Genomic DNA, 19,998 nt, shown 5'->3' on the forward strand with positions numbered 1-19,998 from the left:
GACCTTCAGCTTATTAATGGCCTGTTAGCGCGTTAATAGGCGGCAAAAATTAATGAGGCGTTGGTGCCGCCAAAACCAAAACTATTACTCATCACAACACCTAGGTCTACCTCTTCTGCTTGCGAAACAATGGGCATGGTAATGGCTTCATCTTCTGGATCATTCAAATTTGCAGTGCCTGCAATAAAGCCTTCTTGCATCATGATTAAACTATAAATCGCCTCATGTACGCCCGCAGCACCTAAAGAGTGCCCACTGAGTGATTTAGTCGCGCTTATTTTTGGTATCTGCTCGCCAAACACCGCTTTGATTGCTTTTAGTTCGGTCAAATCCCCCATAGGGGTGCTAGTACCATGAGTATTAATATATTGAACCCGACGATCACCCGCTTGGCTGATAGCGAGTTTCATGCAACGTTCAGCACCTTCTCCTGAAGGTTGAACCATATCTTTACCATCTGATGTGGCCGCATACCCAATCACCTCTCCATAAATATGTGCACCACGAGCAAGCGCATGCTCGAGCTCTTCAACCACAACGACTCCTGCACCACTTGCAATAACAAATCCGTCTCGGCCTTTATCATAGGGCCGCGAGGCACTCTCTGGCGTGTCATTATAGTGAGTAGAGAGAGCGCCCATCGCATCGAACTGCAATGCGAGTGTCCAATGTCCACTATCTGCACCGCCGGCAAAAACTATATTTTGTTTACCTAACTGTATTTGCTCTACTGCATTGCCAATACAATGAGCACTGGTGGCACAAGCGGACGTTACAGAATAATTAATGCCGCGAATACCAAACGCAGTTGCGAGCACCGAAGACAACGCGCTGTTCATCCCTCTAGTGACTCTATAAGGGCCTACTTTTCTAACCCCCCCTTTATAATAGGCCTCAACTGAGTCTATGATGTCGGCCGTAGAAGTCCCCCCTGTGCCCATCACGAGCCCCGTCATATCATTCTTCACTAAACAGTCATCTAACTTAGCATCAGCGATGGCTTGCGCCATTGCCAGATACCCATAACCAGAAGACTCAGTCATAAAACGGTAAAGCTTTCGGTCGATCATCTCTTTTGGGCACAAAGAAATTTGCCCACTCACCTGTGAGCGAAGCGCTTTTTCTACAAAAACCTGATCACGCGTAATTCCGCTTAGACCTTGCTTTAAAGATTTGGAAACATCTGAGCAATTATTACCCAAACTTGAAATAATCCCTATCCCTGTGATCACAGCACGTTTCATTGACTCTTCCTCAAGTAGTATTACTTAATAGCCATTACCGTCTAATAGTAACGACAACAAACGCATTAGCTAACGGCATTCATACCAACAACAGGAATCAGCCCCGTTCTTATATTTTCTGCGCTATAAATTTCGGTGCCATCAACATACACTGAGCCATCTGCAATTCCCATTACAATATCCTTCCTAAATACTCGGCGAATATGAATGTGGTAGCGAATGGACGAGGCTTCAGGGAGCACCTCACCAAAAAAACGCACACCACCTATACCTAAAGCTCGCCCCTTACCTTCGTATCCGGCCCATGCTAAATAAAACCCTAACCCTTGACAAAGTGCATCAACACCTAAACAGCCTGGCATTATAGGGTCACCCGGAAAGTGACATTTAAAAAACCACAAATCTGGTAACACATCAAATTCTGCTATCAGCTCACCCTTGTTATATTTTCCACCTGTTGACGAGACATAAACAATACGATCAATCATCCTCATTTTACCTTGAGGTAACTGCATAGCGGGTGGATTAGCCAGATTAAACATGGCATCTAATTCAGGTTGAGAGTAACTCGTTTGTTGTAACATGACACAACGTCCTATAGCGTTTCTTCGTTTCTAATGAATAACAACCATTAACACTAAACAGTGTTACGTTTTTACGACACACACTATAGGGCTCAAATTTTTAATTCTCTTGACCCATTGTCCCAATCATTTGACATCTTGTATCAGCTAACACCAAAGTATGAGAAAGCAAATGGACTCGGTAACCCCTTTCCGATTACTATTGCAATGTAGGTCGGGCTTCAACCCGACAAAGGTGCTCTTACTTAACATTTGTTGGAATACCCTCTACAAAAGTACGCCTAACGTTTTGGTTTTTGAAAAATCTCATTAAATAGTTATCGTTCACAAATATAAGACAGCTTGGACACTTCTGCATTTATGACCACAACATCTAATGAAACGTCTCTAGAATCATCCTTAATGCAGCCATGGCTTGAGGAATTTGATCAAATAAGAGAATTCTTTGACGAAGAAGTTCATTCATCAGTGCAAAGGCTTTGCTCAGATAATTCATTCTTGAATTTGCTCACTGAGTTTTTCACGCAGGCTCAGACAAACCCAGGCCTCGACAGTTTAAGCGCCACCTTGCGACAAACATTACGTGACCTTAATAAAGTGAGCAGCATTAAAGAGCTTCAGCTGTTAGCCAACAAAATTGCCTCACCTATTATTGAAAACTCCATTACGCACCTAAGTTTTAGTGGGCTAGACCATCTTTCAACCGACAGTCATTATCTGTTTATCTCTAATCACCGAGATATTTTGATGGACCCATTACTCTTAAACGTTTTATTGCATAAACACCAGCACAACACAGCCCACTGTGCGATCGGCGACAATTTGCTAAAGAATAATATTGCACTTGAGTTCGCATTACTTAATAAGTGTTTTAAGATCTTACGGTCTATCACATCGCCAAGAGAAATACTTAAGGCGATGAAACTCCAGTCGGCTTATATTCGACACCTCAGTTTTAATCGCGCGTCAAATATCTGGATTGCTCAAAAGGAAGGTCGTTCAAAAGACAACTTAGATAAAACTAACCCAGCGCTTATTAAAATGCTTGGATTAGCAAAACCAAAAGAAACCCCTTTTGGTGAGTATATTGACCAACTAAAAATTGTCCCCGTCAGTTTCTCTTACGAGTGGGACCCTTGCGATATAGATAAAGCTACAGAGCTAGAAATAACAGAGCGCCAAGGCCACTACCAAAAGCAAGCGATAGAAGATTTAACCGCGGTTAAAAAAGGGTTATTTGGCTCAAAAGGGCGTGTGCATGTCCACTTTGGAAGTGAACTTTTAGGGGGAAAATTAAAAGAACTCAATCATACTGAAATTGCCGATTGTATCGACAAATCGATTCTTCAAAATCGGTTAACATTCCCCGTTAATTATGCCGCTAAAGGTGCACTTTCAACATTAGCGATAAACACCCCAACATTTCAACCTCTCGCTATGAAGACACGCTTTTCTAGCGAAGATATTGATGAAGCTGCAAGGGAATTAGAACGAAGATTAAAGGACTGCACGCCAGAAGTACGTCGAAGAGTACTTCTAAATTATGCAGCCCACTCGGTAGACTAGACTAAGAAAACGTTTCACCTAAAGGTCATTACCCTGATTATCTTTAGGTCTACTGGTATTTTTATCTGGCGGATTAACATAGTAGCGCTGCTGATCGATTTCTTTCACCTCAGGGTCAGTTATATCATGCCCCTTCTTGCCTCGCTTTAACCAAAAAACAAATGCAGCTCCTACCACTAACAATAATAACCACTTAAGCATACTGCCTCCTAAATATACTCGCGCCTACTTTTACTACTCACACCAAGCAACAATAGTCAGCAGGCCGTTTAACCTCATTAAAACTAAAGGTTAGCCTAAAACAAAAAATGCGCTAAAGTCTTTTGGACTTATGCGCATTTTAGGGGTTCTAACATTGGTACGATATAGGTACAAGTATATAGAGGACTTAAGCATCTAATCCGGCGCTTAAACCCACATACGGTACTTAAAACCAAATACTTTAGATTTCTAAAGTTTTAGATTTCTATTTGCTCCATCGCTTCTTCTTTTTCTGCTGCTGTAGCAGGCTTTGGCATCAACTGCTCACGAATAAGCCCTTCAATTTCAGTGGCGATTTCAGGATGCTCTTCTAAATAAACAGCTGAGTTTGCTTTACCTTGACCAATTTTATCGCCTTTATATGAGTACCAAGCGCCGGCCTTATCAACAAGCCCACACTTAACGCCCATATCGATCACTTCACCCATATGGTAGATACCTTTACCATACATAATCTGGAATTCAGCCTGTTTGAAAGGAGGTGCAACCTTGTTCTTAACCACTTTAACTCGAGTTTCGTTACCTACAATCTCGTCACCTACTTTAACGGCACCCGTACGACGAATATCCAAGCGAACAGATGAGTAAAATTTAAGTGCATTACCACCGGTTGTGGTTTCAGGGTTACCAAACATCACACCAATTTTCATACGAATTTGGTTAATGAAGATACACAGGCAATTAGCATTTTTGATATTACCCGTAATCTTACGCAGCGCTTGTGACATTAAACGTGCCTGCAAGCCAACGTGATGGTCTCCCATTTCGCCTTCTATTTCAGCTTTAGGGGTTAATGCGGCAACAGAGTCAACTATAATTACTTCAACCGCACCAGAACGTACTAACATGTCAGCTATTTCAAGTGCTTGCTCACCAGTATCTGGTTGAGAAACCAAAAGCTCATCAACGTTAACGCCTAGCTTTTCAGCATAGTCTGGGTCAAGCGCGTGCTCAGCATCAATAAACGCACAGGTCTTACCTTGCTTTTGGGCTTCAGCCACGACTTGCAAGGTTAGTGTTGTTTTACCTGAACTTTCAGGGCCGTAGATTTCAACAATACGACCATAAGGAAGCCCACCAATGCCTAACGCGACATCAAGCCCCAAAGAACCTGTAGAAACAGCAGGCATCGCTTCACGGGGTTGATCCCCCATTTTCATGACAGCGCCTTTACCAAACTGTCTTTCAATTTGTGATAATGCTGCGGTAAGCGCCTTCTTTTTGTTATCGTCCATTGGTGACCTCTAAAAACGGTTTAAGTAAAACACTGAATCTGTAAAACACTGTATATTTGGTCAGTATTATTCCACAATTTTTTTTATCTGCAAAGCCTTTTAACTGAAGTTTAATTTATCCACCCTTCTTCTCTTTATATCTCTATGATTTCACGTAAAATTGCCGTTCGTTTTTTTATACAGGGTAATACGCTTACATCATGGCTAACTCGAAAGGTACAACACAACAACACACCCCAATGATGCAACAATACCATCGACTTAAAGCAGACCATCCTAATGAGTTGCTGTTTTATCGTATGGGGGATTTTTACGAGTTATTTTATGATGATGCCAAAAGAGCCTCTGAACTTTTGGACATTACGCTGACAGCCAGAGGACAATCAGCCGGTCAGCCGATACCTATGTCCGGCATCCCTTACCATGCTGCAGAAGGCTATATTGCCCGCATCGTAAAAGCAGGCATATCGGTAGCGATTTGTGAGCAAGTGGGTGACCCTGCGACTAGCAAGGGCCCCGTTGAAAGAAAAGTCGTTCGCGTGGTAACCCCAGGCACACTCACCGATGAAGCATTTCTTGAAGAACGAAAAGACAACCTACTGACGGCCGTTCACTTTGCAGAAGAGTCATTTGGTATTGCCACGCTAGACATTAGTTGTGGCCGCTTTAATGTACTTGAGGTCGATAGCCTTGAAGCATTACAAGGCGAACTTCAGCGACTTCAACCCGCCGAGCTATTAGTCAGTGAAGAGTTCCCCTACTCACACGTGATTGCAAACATTAAAGGTCTAAGACGTCAGCCACCATGGAACTTTGAACTAGAAACAGCACAACGCGTCTTAACCAAGCAGTTGCAAACAAAAGATCTTACCGGCTTTGGCTGTGATGATTTAACACTTGCCATTCAAGCCGCCGGTTGTTTGTTGCAATATGCGCGTGAAACTCAGCGTAATAACCTGCCACATATTAGGCAGTTAAACCGCGAACGACGTGAAGAAAGCGTGATTCTAGATGCCACCAGTCATCGTAACCTTGAAATAGACACTAACATCATGGGTGGCCACCTCCATACCCTAGCATGGGTTATGGATAAAACATCCACCGCAATGGGAAGCCGCCTGCTAAGACGATGGTTAAACCGTCCTCTGCGCGACCAAGGGCAGATTAATGACCGACAAGATGCCGTTAAAGCACTGCTAAATGAATACTATTACGAAAATGTTCAAGATCAGCTTAAGAAAATTGGTGATATTGAGCGCATTCTTTCGCGCGTTGCACTAGGGTCAGCACGCCCTCGGGATTTTGCCCGTCTAAGAGACACTTTTGCCATATTGCCTGATTTGCAATCCACGCTGGCTGATATCAATTCAACTCAAATTAAACGCTTATCAAAAGAGATTCGAGAGTATCCAGACTTAGCCGACTTACTTGAGCGCGCCATTATCGAAAACCCGCCGGTCATCATTCGTGACGGCGGCGTTATTAAAGATGGCTACGATACAGAGTTAGATGAACTACGTTCACTCAGCGAAAATGCGGGACAGTTTCTGGTCGATCTAGAAAATAGAGAAAAAGAACGTACTGGTATTTCAACACTAAAAGTGGGTTACAACCGCGTACATGGTTACTTTATTGAAATTAGCAAAGCCCAATCTGACCAGGCTCCCACTGAGTATATCAGGCGGCAAACACTTAAAAATGCCGAACGTTTTATTACGCCTGAGCTAAAAGAGTTTGAAGATAAAGCACTCAGTAGTAAGAGCCGTGCACTAAGCCGAGAGAAGGCATTATACGAAGCATTGATTACGCAATTAGCAGAACAGTTGATGCCTCTGCAGATTACCGCTCAAGCTATTTCAGAGTTAGACGTACTGGCCAACTTTGCCGAACGAGCACAAACACTAAACCTCACCGCACCCGAGATTAGTGCTAAACCCGGCCTGTTAATTGAAGATGGCCGCCATCCCGTTATAGAGCAGCTACTTGATGCGCCTTTTGTACCCAATGATCTTCATTTAGATACCGAGCGGCGCATGTTGATTATCACAGGCCCAAATATGGGCGGTAAGTCTACCTATATGCGTCAAGTTGCATTAATCGTACTGCTCTCTGGCACCGGCAGCTTTGTGCCCGCTAACCGCGCAGTTATAGGCCCGGTCGATCGAATATTTACCCGTATGGGTTCTTCGGATGATATCGCCGGTGGTCGCTCAACCTTTATGGTCGAAATGACAGAAACGGCCAATATTCTTCATAACGCAACAGAAAATAGTTTAGTACTGATGGATGAAGTCGGCCGAGGAACCAGTACTTTTGATGGTTTATCATTAGCATGGGCTAGTGCAGAGCATTTAGCGAAAAGAATAAAAGCCTACACCTTGTTTGCTACGCATTATTTTGAACTTACAACATTACCCGATCAGTTAGATAACGCGGTGAATGTTCACCTCACGGCCACCGAGCACGACGATTCTATCGTTTTCTTACATACTGTCCACGAAGGCCCTGCAAGCCAGAGCTATGGACTACAGGTTGCTAAACTCGCAGGCGTACCCCACTCAGTTATCCAAAATGCAAGACAACAACTCAGTATGCTAGAGGCGTCAGACAGCAAAACACCTGTTGCGCCAACACTTAATACGTCTGATGCTATTGGGGGTAACCAGTATGCTCCAGATACATCTCTTCAGTCTGATATGTTTGCCGTGATGGAACCCAGCGCAGTAGATGCCGCGGTAAAAGATATTGACCCCGATAGCCTAACACCTAGGCAGGCGTTGGAAGAATTGTATCGTTTAAAAGGTTTATTGAGCTAATTTAGTGCAGTTTTTGGCAGGCAACGACATATTGACTTGCCTGCTTACCGGTCAAGCCATACAATATGCCCCTAATTTTTTGAATCCGAAATAGATTTAACCATTAAGCTCAAGAATTGACCAAGCTGGGGAGCAAATAATGACATTTATTGTTACCGATAACTGTGTGAAATGTAAGTACACTGATTGCGTTGAAGTATGCCCAGTCGATTGTTTTTATGAAGGGCCAAACTTCCTCGTCATTGATCCTGATGAGTGTATTGACTGTGCGCTATGTGAGCCAGAGTGCCCTGCAAACGCCATTTTTTCTGAAGATGAATTGCCGGCAGATCAAGTGCAGTACGTAGAAATCAACGCAGAGCTTTGCCAAACCTGGCCTAACATCACTGAGCAGAAAGACCCGCTTCCTGATGCAGCTGAATGGGATGGTGTTGAGAACAAATTGCAATATTTAGAGCGATAAGTACCCATCAATCGCGACTTAGAGCAGCTCCTACAAATGCGCAATGAACCGGCATCATTTCTGTAGGAGCGCCACTTTGGCCTGATTTTGACCTCAAAACCCCACTCAAGTACCTTAAATCAGATCTTTTAACCCCACGTTTGTCCGATTCAACATTAAACACTCTCGCACAGGCCGAAAACTTCTTCGGTGAATAGCCGTCACGCCATGCTCTTTAATCGCTTTCATATGAACCGCGGTGGGATAACCTTTATGACCTGCAAAGCCATATTCAGGATACGTTTTATCGAGCGCGACCATCTCCCTATCTCGCGTAACTTTTGCCAGAATTGAAGCCGCACTAATAGCCGCAACACGGCTATCACCCTTAACAACAGTCTCATTTGGAATACTAAGAGCGGGGCTCTTATTACCATCTATGAGCGCGTACTCAGGCGTTACAGGCAAGCTTTCTACTGCACGCTTCATGGCTAATAATGATGCCTGCAGAATATTTATATCATCTATCTCTGCAACCGAAGCTCGACCTAATGCCCACGACAGCGCTTTTTCTTTAATCTCATCAAATAAGCGTTCTCGTTTTTTTTCAGTCAATTTCTTCGAGTCATTAAGCCCTTCAATAGGCGCATTAGGGTCTAATATTACAGCGGCAGCAACAACGTCCCCAGCCAACGGTCCGCGCCCTACTTCATCAACACCCGCTAATAGATGCCCTTGATACAGACACTCAAAATCATCAGTTGGCATCATGATCAATCAACCTCGATACAGCTATTGCCGCTTTATCGCTAGCATCTTGCTTTAGCGTCTGATGAATTTGAATAAATTCGTTGTTTAATGCTTCATTCTCACTATTTTTAGCTAAACGCTGCAATAATGATTTACCTAAATTTTGTGGCGAGGCTTGAGCTTGAATCAACTCAGGCACTAATGCTTTATTGGCTAATAAGTTGGGGAGCGCAATATACGGTGCCTTCATGAGTCGCTTCATAATAAAAAACGTAATCGCACTCATGCGATAAGCAACAACCATAGGCCGTTTAAGCAGCATAGCTTCAAGCGTTGCGGTACCTGATGCCAGTAAAATTACATTACTCGCGGCCATCACATCTCTAGACTGTCCTTTAATCAAAGTGATGGGTAATTCGGGCCCCAACCGCTGCATAATCTCCTCTATTTGCTGCTTTCGATCTTCATTAACATAAGGCAAAAGGAACTTAACATCTGGGTTCTGAGACAGCATAAACTTAGCCGTCTCAATAAATATTTCACCTAAATAGTGAATCTCACCAGAGCGACTTCCTGGCAATAAAGCCACCACATTTTGGCTGGGCCCTATAGGCGTAGATAATAACCCTAGCTTTTCTCGGGCAAGCACCTGAGGAGACTCGAGCGGGATCATATCGGCAAGTGGGTGCCCTACAAAAGCAACCGGCACTTTATGATCTTTATAAAACCGAGCTTCAAAGGGAAAAAGTGTCAGCATCAAGTCGACGGCGCGCGCAATCTTGAACACTCTTTTTTGTCGCCAGGCCCACACTGACGGGCTCACATAGTGTGCAGTTTTGATCCCAGATTTGCGCAATGATTCTTCGAGCCCCAAAGTAAAGTCAGGCGCATCAATACCGATAAAGACATCTGGCCGATTTTCCAAAAAGTACTGGCGAATCTTTCTGCGAATACCAATCAGCTCAAACAACCGACCCAACACTTCGACCAACCCCATTACCGAAAGTCGTTCCATAGGTACGTGCGTTTTAAAGCCCTCTTCGATCATCAGAGGCCCACCAATACCTTCAAAAATGGCATTAGGATAGCGTCGTCGGAGTTCTTTTATTAAACCAACACCTAAGATATCACCGGATATTTCACCCGCAACCATACCGATACGAACAGGCCGCTCACTAATAATAACTGACGTATTAGCAGTATCTTCAGCATTGGCCGTTTGGGGTGAATTCTCGTTACTCATGACCTCCTGACTCACATTCTTTCCTTAGCGCAAAATACCACGATCTGAATGTTTAAGTGATTGCAGCAGTACATCAACTTCAGGCACCTTTGTCGCCACGTCCTCTAGTGCTTCAATGGCCTGCTTGAGCGTTAGTCCTTGCCTAAAAATCGTCTTATACGCTCGTTTAAGCTCAAGCATCGCCTCTTTAGAGAAACCTCGACGCTTAAGACCCTCAGAGTTCAGGCCAAACGCAGACGCTGACTGACCACTCGCCATAATAAATGCAGGGATATCTTTTAATACAATACTGCCGCCTGCACTCATACTGTGGCAACCCACTTTGCAGAACTGATGAACCATAGTGCCGCCACCTAAAATAGCCCAGTCACCCACATGAACGTGACCGGCTAAAGTCGCATTATTAGCAAGGATAATATTATCCCCCAGTACGCAATCATGAGCGACATGCACATAGGCCATGATCAGATTATTACTGCCAATTTTAGTTAAGCTTTGATCCTGAATCGTGCCACGGTGAATGGTGCAGTTTTCACGAATAATATTATTATCGCCAATTTCAAGTCGCGTAGGCTCCCCTGCATACTTTTTATCTTGGCACTCTTCACCAACACTTGAGAACTGAAAAATACGATTGTTTTTTCCAATTTTAGTAGGGCCTTTCACCACTACGTGGGACATAATTTCCGTACCAGCCCCGATTTCTACGTTGGGCCCAATGTAGCTCCATGGCCCTACGGTTACATCCTCCGCAATAATAGCGGACGGATCGACAATTGCCTGGGGATGAATACTCATTAACTTTCTCTCTCAGCTGTCATTACTTCACCAACACAAGCCACTTCACCGTTGACCAGTGCCCGGCAATCAAATTTCCAGATACCATGCTTATTAGCAACAAGGCTGGATTCCATTACCAGTTGATCTCCTGGGATAACCGGACGCTTAAAGCGGACTCTATTAGAGCCCGCAAAATACTGTATACGGCCATCCGTTGGCTTTGTGCCATTGGTAACAAATCCTAGAATCCCAGACACTTGCGCCATCGCTTCCAAAATCAATACCCCAGGCATGATAGGCTTTCCTGGGAAGTGCCCAGTAAAGAATGGCTCATTAATCGTGACATTCTTATACCCTACAATACTCGAACCTGGGATTATTTCCGTTACCCTATCGACCAACAAAAACGGGTACCGATGAGGTAGGTACTCAAGTATCTGATCAATGTCCATCATTTAGATATTGCCTCAATAAACTTAGTTAATCTGCCTAGCAATCAATAACAATTTATAAGATTACTATTTAGTATCTTTTTCTAATTTTTTAACGCGGTTCGCTAGTTCATCTAACTGTCTAAAACGAACGACATTTCTTCGCCACTGAGCATTTGGCTCTACGGCGGTACCAGATGAATACACACCTGGTTTTTTAATACTCTTAGTGACCAGCGTCATGCCGGTTAAGTGGACATTATCTGTAATATCTAAATGCCCTGCGATACCACAACCACCACCTAGGATGCAGTTTTTACCTATACGCGTACTACCTGCGATACCCGAACAGGCCGCGATAGCCGTATTTTCGCCTACAACCACGTTATGGGCAATTTGAATTTGATTATCTAGCTTCGCACCACACTCAATAACCGTGTTATCAAGTGCCCCGCGGTCAATCGTCGTATTTGCACCTATCTCGACATCGTCACCTACAACAACACCGCCAATTTGTGCTATTTTATTCCAGCCATCCGACCCTGGCGCTATGCCAAATCCATCAGCCCCTAACACCGCACCACTGTGAATAATGCATCGTTTACCAATCGACACACCATGGTACACCGACACATTGGCATAGAGACGCGTCTGTTCTGCCACGACCGCATTCTCGCCAATAAAACACCCTGCCCCTATAACAACATTAGCACCAATTACCGCACCTTTCTCAATAACTGCATTTGCTGCAATAACCGCACTAGCATCAACAACTGCCGTTTCATGAACGACTGCGGTGCTATGAGTACCCTTTGACTCAGTGAGTGTATGAGCAAAATAATGACTGAGTGTTGCATAAGCCAAGTAAGGGTTCTTAACTACAAGCGCAGCACAAGGGCAGCTTTCAGCACTACTCTGTGACAAGATCACCACTGAGGCGTTGGTTTCTTTTAAGAACTTTTCGTAAGCGGGGTTAGCCAAAAAAGAGAGGTCACCCTTTTTAGCTGTTTGCAAGGTAGAAATACCCGTCACTAACGTGTTGCTGTCGCCAACAACCTCAGCGTCTACGATTTCAGCCAACTGAGAAAGTGTGAACTGTTTTTCTAGCTCTGAAGACACTACGCGTTCCTCTCAATCATCGTTATAAATCTGCTACTGTTAACGCCCTGAACACTCTATCCAAAACGAATTACGCCCTCTCATTTAAAAAATAAGAGGGCGCTGAAGGTCAGTATTCACTATGCAACTGTGAGTACGATCTTTGTCTAATTACTTAAGAGCGTTAAGTTTTTCGATCACTTTTGCTGTAATATCAAGCGATTGGCCGCTATATACAACTGCCTCTCTTGGCATAATTAAGTCAAACTTTTCAGAATCAACTAAATCTTTTAGCACTTGATCAACTTTTGGCTTTGACTCTTGAATAAACGCTTGTTTCTTAGTTGAAACTGCGCTGTCTAGCTTGCCTTTAAGGTATTTAAACTCTTTCGCTTTTTCTTCGAGCTCAAGCGCTAACTTAGTACGCTCCGTGTCACTCATTATTGCTGCGTCTTTTTTAATACGCTCTTGTAACTTTTGACCTGACTCTTGAACTGCACGAACTTCCATCTCTTGAGTTTTGAATTCGCCCGCCATTGACTCACTAAACGCTTTGGCAGCATCAGAAGAGAAAAGCGCCGCTCTTATATCAACTACACCAATTTTAGTGTCTGCAAAGGCAGAAAAAGAGGCCATAACGCAGCTTGCCAAAAGTAAGTTTCTAAGCAATTTCATAAAGGGAATCTCCTAATATTATTATATAGTCATCGATATTTAATAATCGTTTTAGTGTTAATTACGGTGTATTTATAGCCTTAAAATAAGACGTACTCTTAAAAATTCTGCCCTAAGGTGAACTGGAACACCTGCGTCTCATCGCCTTCTTGCTTATTAAGCGGTTTAGCTAATGCAAACCCAAGCGGCCCTATAGCCGTTATCCACTGAAAGCTTACGCCTGTTGACATTCGCAGCTCTGAGAATTCAGGGTCATAATCTCTACTAGAATCAAATACGTTACCGGCATCAAAAAACAGCGCAGTTCGCATTGAACTCTGGTCGTCAATAAACGGTATCGGGAAGATAAGTTCAGCTGAACCCTCTACCAGTATATTACCACCGAAAGCTCTCGGCCTTGATGCATCAGTTGGGCTTTGGGTTCCCATTAAGCCTAATGTATTAGACTCATACCCCCTAACAGACCCCATGCCACCCGCAAAATAGTTTTCATAAAACGGTAGCTCAGAAGTATCGCCATAGCCATCACCATACCCTAGGTCTGAGCGTAAACGTAACACCCAAGTATGAAAACGATCAATAGGCTGATAAAAATTAGTTCTATAATTTACCTTAAAGAACTGAAGGTCACTGATTTCAGGCGTTGTGATATTGGCTGATAAGCTTTGAGAAAGACCTTTAGTCGCAAATATTCCCCTATTAAGGGTATTGCGGGTCCAGCTTAAATCCACTGTTAAGTTATCAAAATCATTACCGTTTTCTTCAACAAAATCGACAATCTCTAACGCAGACTCATCACCGGCTTCTAACTTATCGTTGGTTGCTGTTAACCCAAAATTTAGACGCGAGTAGTTATTAATAGGATAACCAAAGGTGACTGCCCCCCCGATGGTGTCGAGAATATAAGCCGACGTATTCAGGTCATCAAAATCTGTTTCTTTAGCAAACACGCTGAAGCCGCGGCTTACCCCGTCAACCGTATAATAAGGATTTAAGTATGAGAAACGTGCACTCTTAACTGATCGACTGGTATTAAGCCCCATTGAAACGCGTCGCCCTGTTCCAAAAAAGTTATTCTCTGAAACATTCAAGCCTAGAATAAAACCACTATCCTGTGAGAAGCCAAGACTGGCTGACAAACTACCCGACGCCTGTTCTTCTACACTGTAGTTAACATCAACTTGGTCTGCGTTACCTGGTACTGCAGGTGTTTCTACCGAAACAGTTTTGAAGAACCCCAGCCTTTCTAGTCGGCTTTTTGAAGTTTCTATCAGGTTTGTAGAAGCGGAAGCGCCTTCCATTTGACGCATTTCTTGGCGAAGCACTTCATCGGCTGTATTTACATTGCCTCTAAAGTTAATGCGCCTAACATAGGTTCGTCGGCCAGGATCAACAAAGAAGGTGATCGTGGCGGTGTTATCATCATGAGGCTCTGGTATCGCGTTCACGTTCGCAAAGGTATAACCTTCTGTACCAAGACGACGAGAGATAACATCAGACGTTGTGGTTAAAAGCCGACGTGAGAACGTATCACCCTCTTTAACTAGCACAAGACGTCGTATTTCCTCTTCATCAACAATAAGTTCGCCTTTTAGCTGTATATCGCTAATGGTGTATAGCGGACCTTCTGTAATATTCAAGGTGATGAACACATCTTCTTTATTTGGAGAGATCGCAACTTGAGTCGATTCGATATTAAACTTGATGTAACCGCGATCAAGATAGAAAGAGCGTATTCTTTCTAAGTCTCCACTTAGCTTTTCTTTGGCATACTTATCATCACTGGTAAACATCGAAAACATGCCAGGCGTTTTCAATTCCATGAGGTCTAGCAACATCTCATCTGAGAAGGCGTTATTTCCGACAACATTTATATGCTGAATAGACGCTACATCGCCTTCATTGATGTTAAGTTTAATTGCGACCCTATTTCGAGGCTGATTTTCTACCTCAGCCTCGACTGATGCATTATAACGCCCCTGAGCCACATAAGAACGTAGAATTTCAAGCTCTAGCCGTTCTAGCGTGACCCGTTGAAATACCTGTCCTTCGTACATGCCTGCAGACTTAAGACCATCCATTAGATCGTCTGTCGAGATCGCTTTGTTTCCATCGATTTCTATCTTGCTGATAGAAGGTCTTTCTGCAACTGTTATTAATAAGTCGCCATCTTCTCGACCCAGTTGAATATCAGTGAATAAGCCGCTTTTAAATAAGTTCTTTGACGCTTCAACTAAGCGAACAGAGTCGACTTCATCCCCTACGTTCACAGGAAATGCGCTAAATACGGTGCCTGCAGAAACCCTTTGCAGTCCGTCAACACGAATATCTTTAACTTCAAACTCATCTGCGAATGTCACAGAGGTCGTTATAGCGGAACTAAAACAAATTAAAAACAACCACTTAACGGATAGAAACTTACTGCGATTTATCATGAAAAAATAGCTACCAACAATGCCTTCTACGAGGCTATGCCTATAATTTAAAAGTTTCGTACAATATGGTTCGTACAGTTTAGTGTAATGTATTCCTAGCTAGCAGCCTATAAGGCTTTCTGTCTAATGGTCGCCTTGTTAAAGCCTCAACAAATCATTATAGAAAGCAACGAACATTAACATGACCACTAACGATATGCCTACTTTTAAGCCAAACAACTGAGTCTTTTCAGAAAGCGGCTTGCCTCTGATAAGTTCGACAAAATAATACAGCAAATGGCCGCCATCTAATACTGGAATTGGTAATAGATTCAGCACTCCGAGACTCACGCTTAACAATGCCAGAAAACTTAGAAAGGTTTCAAGCCCCGACTGTATAGTTGAGTTGGCAATTCTAGCAATCGTAATGGGGCCACTCAAATTCTTTACGGAAATAAGCCCTTCGATCATCTTTTTGATCGAGCTCAACGTCATGACTGTATCACCCCAGGTTTTATCGAGGGCAGCGGTCAGAGCATCTATAGGGCCATAATGCACTTCACGCATCATATGATCTGGCCATTGAGGTTGCTGAACGCCCGCACCAATAAAACCAACAACCTGTCCTTCTGCAATGGCTTTTTCTTGAGGTACCAAGTCAACGGTTACAACGGCCGTTTCACGTAAAAGCTCAACTGTTAATGTAGCACCCGCTGAAGCCCTTACTACCGCTACAAAATCCATCCAATCATCAACTGCATTTCCATTGACAGCAACAATACGATCACCCGGCTGAACACCTGCAGCAGAAGCACTTCCACCTTCCGAGACAACTCCAATTAATGGCGGTATTTGCGGTCTATAGGGGTGAATGCCAATTTCACCAATGGGATTCGGCATTTCCTGATCAGAAAGCCATTCATTAATATTAATGACAATGGTTGTTGGAGAGTCTTGATTAGCACCTTTAAGTGATAACTCCACCTTCCCAGTGTCACCGAGTCTATTTAACAAACCTAGGTTAACACTTTGCCAACTGTTTGTAGCATTCCCATCTACAGCCACAATCTCTTGTTGAGAAACAACGCCAGCATTAGCCGCTATAGACTGATCATCCACATCACCAATCACTGGCGCGATAACAGTAAAGCCAAGAATAAACATTAACCAATAGGCAAAAATCGCAAAAAGAAAGTTCGCAATAGGGCCTGCAGCAACAATCGCAATTCGTTTAGACACACTCTGTCGATTAAATGCCAGATGAAGCTGATCAGAAGGAACGTCCCCTTCCCTTTCATCAAGCATTTTCACATAGCCGCCTAAAGGAATAGACGCTATGGCAAACTCAGTTCCTTTTTTGTCATACCAACTAAAGATGGGCTTACCAAAGCCAACAGAAAAACGAAGAACCTTAACACCACAACGACGCGCAACCCAAAAATGACCATATTCGTGAATGGTTACTAGAATGCCTAGGGTTATAATGAGCGATAAAACAGATTGTAAAACTTCCATTTGCTATAACCCTTGTTCAATCAATTTAGCCGCCATTTCTCGAGCAGCCAAATCATCTTCAAAGATCATATCAAAATCTGCCTGCTGTCGTGGCTCTACCATCGCCATTACTCGTTCAATCAACACCGCAATTTGATCAAACCGGATTTGCTTATTAAGAAACGCTTCAACCGCTTGTTCATTTGCGGCATTAAGAATTGCACATGCAGTTCCGCCTTTTCGGTAGGCTTCGGCAGCCAACCTTAAGCACGGGAAACGCTCTTCATCGGGTTGCTCAAAATTAAGCTGGCCAATTTTAAACAAATCTAAAGAAGACACGCCAGACTCTATACGTTCAGGCCAACCAAGGCCATAAGCAATGGGCGTTCTCATATCTGGGCTGCCCATTTGCGCCAAGACAGAGCCATCATCATATTCAACCATTGAATGAATAATACTTTCAGGATGAACATGCACCTGTACATTATCTGGCGTCGTATCAAACAACCAACAGGCTTCAATTAACTCAAGTCCTTTATTCATCATGGTTGCAGAATCAACAGATATCTTACGCCCCATAGACCAATTAGGGTGCTTGCACGCTTGATCAGGCGTCACATGTTTTAATTCTGATAAAGGTGTATTTCGGAATGGACCACCTGAAGCGGTTAATAGAATCCTTCTGATGTGCTTAAGCGCCATGCCACTTCGATAGTCAGCAGGCATACATTGATAAATGGCATTATGCTCACTATCAATGGGTAAAATTTCAGCACCGGCTTTTTTGGCCGCCGCCATAAATAAGCTGCCGGTCATCACTAAGGCTTCTTTATTTGCCAGCAAGATTCTTTTACCAGCATGAACAGCCGCCAATGTAGGCTTTAGTCCAGCTGCACCCACAATAGCCGCCATCACCATATCAACTACAGGGTGTTCGGATACTTGCTTTAATCCCTCTTCGCCCGATATAACGTCCGTCTGCAGCTCATGTTTCTTAATAAGTTCCCGCAATGCCTGAGCTGAATCAGTACACCCCATAACGGCATAACGAGGGTTAAAAACACAGCACTGCCGGTACATTTCTTCGACATTAACATTCGCCGTTAGCGCGAATACCGTATATTTATCGGGATGACTGGAAATAACATCCAGCGTGCTCAAGCCTATCGAACCTGTCGCACCAAGAATGGTAATCTGTTTCATGATTTACAATACTGAAAGCGTTTAATACTCATCAAGACTAAAACCAGCCTGCAAGTATTAAAAGAAAAGTTAAAACGGGAACTGCAGCAGTAAGACTATCCACTCTATCCAACACTCCACCATGACCCGGCAACAGCTGGCTACTATCTTTTATGCCTCTATGTCGCTTGAGCATACTTTCAAATAGATCACCTACAACAGAAAAGATAGCCGTAATCAGCGTAATCACAATCAATAACAAGGTGTCTACAATCGGCATTGCCAACATGACAGATGCGATTACAGCAAACAAAACCGTCGTTGCTAATCCGCCATAAACCCCTGCCCAAGACTTACCGGGTGATACATTAGGCGCCAACTTTTTATTTCCCCAAGTTTTACCCGCAAAATAAGCACCGACATCTGCACCCCATACAATGAACATGATATAAATAATCAGGTAGCGAACATCCACAAGCTGACCATTATAGGCTAAAACGTCAGTTTCCCTTATTGCAACCAAGCCCACCCAAGCAGGTACAAGTACAAAAACACCCATTAATAGTCGTCTAAAGCGGCACTCCCATAGCAGTTTCTTACCTGGGTATTGTGTGATCAAATAAAGCGCTGCGACCCAGCCCAATACACTTGCCCCCAAAACAGCGGTTGAGCTTAATAACGTTGAAAGATAAAGTAGAAGCGCAATAAAAGCGGCAAACGCCACTCGTTCAATCTGCTTACTAAAACCTGCAAGGTTAGCCCACTCCCAACCACCAACGGCAATAACAAAGCCAATGAACAATGAGAATTCAAAGGGAGGTAAAAAGAAAATCCCACCAATGGCGATAGGCGCAAGAATTAATCCGGTAATAATCCGTTGTTTAAGCACAATTCAGGTCACTTTTTTTTCAATAGCATCGCTATTGGGGTAAATTTTTTTATTCTGAGGATGCCTAGCATTAATCATACTTGAGCACCCCCGAAACACTTATGACTTTTTGATCTGATCATCCGTTTGACCAAACCGTCGTTGACGAGCAGAGTAAGCTACTAGCGCCTTGCGCATCTCTTCATGTTTAAAGTCAGGCCAATACACGTCTGAAAAATACAGTTCAGTGTATGCAAATTGCCAGAGCATAAAATTACTAATTCGTTGTTCGCCAGCTGTTCTGATACACAAGTCAGGCATGGGTAACTCACCCAAGCATAAATGCTGTTGAATAAGGTCATCATTAACGTCCGATGCTTTAATCTCACCGGTTTCAACCATTCCAGCTATTTTTTGTGTGGCCTGAGTAATATCCCAGTGTCCGCCATAGTTAGCTGCGATAACCAAATTAAGTCGCGTATTTTTTGCTGTTAACGTTTCGGCTCGCTCCATATGCTCTTGCAGAAGCGGGCTAAACTTACGTCTATCGCCAATAATTCTTAGACGAATATTGTTCTTGTGTAACTTTTTAACTTCTCGCTGCAACGCTAAAAGAAAGAGTTTCATTAACGCCGAAACTTCTTCTGCCGGTCTACGCCAGTTTTCACTGCTGAACGCGAATAATGTAAGCGTCCCGATACCTTCTTCAACACAAGTTTCGACAACCGCTCTAACCGCATCAACACCCGCTTTATGGCCAGAAACACCTAATAGGCTTTTCTTTTTAGCCCAGCGATTATTGCCATCCATAATAATGGCGACATGGCGTGGCTTCTCGGCAGCCGTAATTGGTATATCCGCTGTTACACTTTCGGTCATATCCATCTCTTCAAAAACTACCTGCAATCTATCGCG

18 protein-coding genes are annotated in these 19,998 nt (G+C 43.5%); 3 read left to right on the plus strand and 15 right to left on the minus strand.

Annotated features, from left to right (window positions below):
- Window positions 1–32: 32 nt before the first annotated feature.
- Together NKI27_RS13490 and fabA are read right to left on the minus strand one after the other, a co-directional pair.
- Complete coding sequence (locus NKI27_RS13490) at window positions 33–1,244, minus strand: beta-ketoacyl synthase N-terminal-like domain-containing protein (protein WP_265046561.1); 1,212 nt, start codon at window positions 1,242–1,244, stop codon at window positions 33–35.
- A 65-nt stretch (window positions 1,245–1,309) separates the two neighbouring features.
- Window positions 1,310–1,828 carry a bifunctional 3-hydroxydecanoyl-ACP dehydratase/trans-2-decenoyl-ACP isomerase gene (fabA, locus tag NKI27_RS13495; protein WP_265046562.1) on the minus strand — a complete coding sequence of 173 codons (519 nt, stop codon included), beginning with the start codon at window positions 1,826–1,828 and terminating at the stop codon, window positions 1,310–1,312.
- Window positions 1,829–2,188: 360 nt separating this feature from the next.
- On the opposite strand from fabA, the gene NKI27_RS13500 reads away from it, so the two are divergent.
- Window positions 2,189–3,394 carry a 1-acyl-sn-glycerol-3-phosphate acyltransferase gene (locus tag NKI27_RS13500; protein ID WP_265046563.1) on the plus strand — a complete coding sequence of 402 codons (1,206 nt, stop codon included), beginning with the start codon at window positions 2,189–2,191 and terminating at the stop codon, window positions 3,392–3,394.
- An 18-nt stretch (window positions 3,395–3,412) separates the two neighbouring features.
- Here the strand turns inward: NKI27_RS13500 and NKI27_RS13505 are convergent, their stop codons facing one another.
- Both NKI27_RS13505 and recA read right to left on the minus strand, forming a co-directional pair.
- Complete coding sequence (locus tag NKI27_RS13505) at window positions 3,413–3,595, minus strand: hypothetical protein (RefSeq protein WP_265046564.1); 183 nt, start codon at window positions 3,593–3,595, stop codon at window positions 3,413–3,415.
- 257 nt (window positions 3,596–3,852) lie between these two features.
- A complete protein-coding gene (gene recA / locus NKI27_RS13510) occupies window positions 3,853–4,890 on the minus strand; it encodes a recombinase RecA (protein WP_265046565.1) in 1,038 nt (345 codons plus the stop codon).
- A gap of 197 nt (window positions 4,891–5,087) precedes the next feature.
- Between recA and mutS the strand changes: the two genes are divergently transcribed.
- A complete protein-coding gene (gene mutS / locus NKI27_RS13515) occupies window positions 5,088–7,706 on the plus strand; it encodes a DNA mismatch repair protein MutS (RefSeq protein WP_406803161.1) in 2,619 nt (872 codons plus the stop codon).
- Window positions 7,707–7,845: 139 nt separating this feature from the next.
- Complete coding sequence (fdxA, locus tag NKI27_RS13520) at window positions 7,846–8,169, plus strand: ferredoxin FdxA (protein WP_250657446.1); 324 nt, start codon at window positions 7,846–7,848, stop codon at window positions 8,167–8,169.
- Between the two features lie 114 nt (window positions 8,170–8,283).
- On the opposite strand, the gene rnhB is transcribed toward fdxA, so the two are convergent.
- From rnhB to uppS, 11 genes are all read right to left on the minus strand, one after another.
- Complete coding sequence (rnhB, locus tag NKI27_RS13525; RefSeq protein ID WP_265046567.1) at window positions 8,284–8,919, minus strand: ribonuclease HII; 636 nt, start codon at window positions 8,917–8,919, stop codon at window positions 8,284–8,286.
- Window positions 8,906–10,078 carry a lipid-A-disaccharide synthase gene (lpxB, locus tag NKI27_RS13530; RefSeq protein WP_265049522.1) on the minus strand — a complete coding sequence of 391 codons (1,173 nt, stop codon included), beginning with the start codon at window positions 10,076–10,078 and terminating at the stop codon, window positions 8,906–8,908. Before lpxB ends, rnhB begins: the two co-directional genes overlap by 14 nt.
- Before the next feature lie 87 nt (window positions 10,079–10,165).
- A complete protein-coding gene (gene lpxA, locus NKI27_RS13535) occupies window positions 10,166–10,939 on the minus strand; it encodes an acyl-ACP--UDP-N-acetylglucosamine O-acyltransferase (protein ID WP_265046568.1) in 774 nt (257 codons plus the stop codon).
- The gene (gene fabZ, locus NKI27_RS13540; RefSeq protein WP_265046569.1) at window positions 10,939–11,376 is read right to left on the minus strand and encodes a 3-hydroxyacyl-ACP dehydratase FabZ; all 438 of its coding nucleotides are present in this window, start codon (window positions 11,374–11,376) and stop codon (window positions 10,939–10,941) included. Before fabZ ends, lpxA begins: the two co-directional genes overlap by 1 nt.
- 63 nt (window positions 11,377–11,439) lie before the next feature.
- The gene (gene lpxD / locus NKI27_RS13545; RefSeq protein WP_265046570.1) at window positions 11,440–12,471 is read right to left on the minus strand and encodes a UDP-3-O-(3-hydroxymyristoyl)glucosamine N-acyltransferase; all 1,032 of its coding nucleotides are present in this window, start codon (window positions 12,469–12,471) and stop codon (window positions 11,440–11,442) included.
- Window positions 12,472–12,621: 150 nt separating this feature from the next.
- Complete coding sequence (locus NKI27_RS13550; RefSeq protein ID WP_265046571.1) at window positions 12,622–13,125, minus strand: OmpH family outer membrane protein; 504 nt, start codon at window positions 13,123–13,125, stop codon at window positions 12,622–12,624.
- A 98-nt stretch (window positions 13,126–13,223) separates the two neighbouring features.
- Window positions 13,224–15,485: an outer membrane protein assembly factor BamA gene (bamA, locus tag NKI27_RS13555; RefSeq protein ID WP_265046572.1), complete on the minus strand. Its 2,262-nt coding sequence runs from the start codon at window positions 15,483–15,485 to the stop codon at window positions 13,224–13,226.
- 213 nt (window positions 15,486–15,698) lie between these two features.
- Window positions 15,699–17,054, minus strand: coding sequence for an RIP metalloprotease RseP (rseP, locus tag NKI27_RS13560; RefSeq protein ID WP_265046573.1), 1,356 nt, complete (start codon window positions 17,052–17,054; stop codon window positions 15,699–15,701).
- A gap of 3 nt (window positions 17,055–17,057) precedes the next feature.
- Window positions 17,058–18,236 (minus strand): 1-deoxy-D-xylulose-5-phosphate reductoisomerase, encoded by a 1,179-nt coding sequence (gene ispC / locus NKI27_RS13565; protein WP_265046574.1) that lies wholly within the window; start codon window positions 18,234–18,236, stop codon window positions 17,058–17,060.
- Window positions 18,237–18,273: 37 nt separating this feature from the next.
- Entirely contained in the window at window positions 18,274–19,104 is an 831-nt protein-coding gene (locus tag NKI27_RS13570) for a phosphatidate cytidylyltransferase (protein ID WP_265046575.1), read from the minus strand.
- Window positions 19,105–19,203: 99 nt separating this feature from the next.
- On the minus strand, window positions 19,204–19,962 hold the full coding sequence (uppS, locus tag NKI27_RS13575) for a polyprenyl diphosphate synthase (RefSeq protein ID WP_265046576.1): 759 nt from the start codon (window positions 19,960–19,962) through the stop codon (window positions 19,204–19,206).
- Window positions 19,963–19,998 lie beyond the last annotated feature (36 nt).

The sequence above is a fragment of the Alkalimarinus alittae genome (assembly GCF_026016465.1).
Classification (GTDB): domain Bacteria; phylum Pseudomonadota; class Gammaproteobacteria; order Pseudomonadales; family Oleiphilaceae; genus Alkalimarinus; species Alkalimarinus alittae.